The sequence below is a fragment of the Endozoicomonas sp. ONNA1 genome, assembly GCF_024606325.1.
In the GTDB taxonomy this organism is placed as follows: Bacteria; Pseudomonadota; Gammaproteobacteria; order Pseudomonadales; family Endozoicomonadaceae; genus Endozoicomonas_A.
On record NZ_JAHHPN010000939.1, the window covers coordinates 1 to 2,007 of the forward strand.

Consider the following 2,007-nt stretch of genomic DNA (forward strand, 5'->3'; position numbering starts at 1 on the left):
TGTGTGTTGCACGAAAGGTGACTGCTTGAGGTAATGAGCTTGCAGAATACCTGCTGTCGGCCAACTATTCACCCTTTTATATCAAGCTTTGTCTCGAAATTGTCCCCTGCAGAGGAATTTCTGTTAAATTGTTTCGTTTGCCCAAGAGCGACACCCTATTCATTCATGAGCACTATAACCCTCGCCCCCATGGAAGGAGTCGTTGATTACCTTCTGCGAGAGCTGCTGACCGAAGCGGGCGGCATTGATCTGTGCATAACAGAATTTATCCGCATCACGGACACTCGGCTGCCTACACAAACTTTTCAGCGGATCTGCCCCGAACTCAAACACGGCTGCCGTACACGAAGTGGAACACCTGTCCACATACAGTTTCTTGGCAATAATTCTGAAATGATGGCCTATAACGCAGCCAAAGCGGCCCGACTCGGAGCGCTGGGAATCGATTTAAATTTTGGCTGTCCGGCTAAAACCGTCAATCGCCATAAAGGAGGTGCAGTACTCCTGAAAGAACCCGAGCTTATTCATGAGATTGTTTCAGCGGTTCGAAAAGCGGTTCCTGCGGAAGTGTCTGTCAGTGCCAAAATGAGATTGGGCTATTTGGATAGCGACCTTGCCCTGGAAAATGCTCAGGCCATAGAAAGTGCCGGCGCCAGCACTCTGGTGGTTCATGCCAGAACCAAGCTTCAGGGTTATAAACCCCCTGCTCACTGGCAGGAACTGGTTCAGTTGCGAGAGGCTCTGTCCATTCCTCTGGTAGCCAATGGTGATATTTTCAAAGTTGAGGATGCCCAGCGCTGCCGGGAAGTATCTGGCTGTCGGGACATTATGATTGGTCGGGGTATCCTTCGCGACCCGGATCTGCCTGCGGCTATTGTCGCCAGCCAGCACAATCAATGTCAGGAAGAACGCTGGGCTCGTTCTCTTTCACTGATCCAGAAATTCACCGAAAAAGTGCTGCTTACACCCGAAAATCCAGAGCAGGATCATCCTTACTTCATCAATAACCCCAGACGCTACCTGGATGGCAGGCTGAAACAATGGCTAAGCATGATGAGTAAAAGCTCCGTCAATGCCCGCGAACTGTTTGAAAAAGTGAAGCGAGAGACCTGTCTACAAACTCTCTCCCACATCATTAAGGAAGCCGCATGAGCCGTAAATCTGATTCTGCAGTCCTGTCTGTCACTCATGCCGACCTTGAATGGAAAGAAAACGGTCAGCCTGCATCCACTGCATTTGACGATATTTACTTTTCCAGCGATTCAGGCATCAGGGAAACCCGGCACGTATTTATTGAAGGCAATGATCTGCCAAAGCGCTTCGCCGCCCTGAATCAAAATCAATGCTTTTCTCTCGGGGAAACCGGCTTTGGCACGGGGCTCAACTTTCTCTGTACCTGGGCCTGTTTCGAGGAAGAAGCACCTGAGTCGTCAAGACTTCATTATCTGTCGACCGAAAAGTACCCCCTGTCCCGGGAAGATCTCCGGAAAGCACTCTCCATGTGGCCTGAACTGGCAAAGTACACCGCCCCACTGGTTGAATGCTATATGCCCGCTGTTGAAGGATATCAGCATTTTAGCTTTGCTAATGGCAAAGTAAAACTGACAATCTGCATGGGCGATGTACTGAACACACTGCCAAAGCTGGAAGGCCGGGTTGACGCCTGGTTTCTCGATGGCTTCAGCCCTGCGAAAAACCCTCAGATGTGGCAACCGGAGCTATTTAAAGCTATTGCAGCCAAAAGCCATTCGGACACTACCTACGCAACCTTCACGGCCGCAAGAATCGTCCGGGACGGGCTCAGTCAGGCGGGCTTCAGTGTCGAAAAAAGCGACGGCTTCGGGCACAAACGGGACATGATCAAAGGCAGACTGACTCAAACAGCCAAAAAACTGAATACCAAGCCGTTATGGTTTCTGCCCCACCGTCAGCCGGACAATGACAGCATGGCTCAGAGTGCCATCGTCGTCGGTGGAGGGCTTGCTGGCTGCAGCACAGCAAGAGCAC

Annotated in this window: 2 protein-coding genes; both read left to right on the forward strand. The window is 51.0% G+C overall.

What is annotated here, in order from left to right; all coding sequences use genetic code 11:
• The first annotated feature begins 165 nt into the window (after positions 1-165).
• On the forward strand, positions 166-1,152 hold the full coding sequence (locus KDK19_RS22610) for a tRNA-dihydrouridine synthase (RefSeq protein ID WP_257292998.1): 987 nt from the start codon (positions 166-168) through the stop codon (positions 1,150-1,152).
• Positions 1,149-2,007 (forward strand): tRNA (5-methylaminomethyl-2-thiouridine)(34)-methyltransferase MnmD (gene mnmD, locus KDK19_RS22615; protein WP_257292999.1); only part of this gene is annotated, 859 nt, incomplete at its 3' end. The genes KDK19_RS22610 and mnmD, both read left to right, overlap by 4 nt.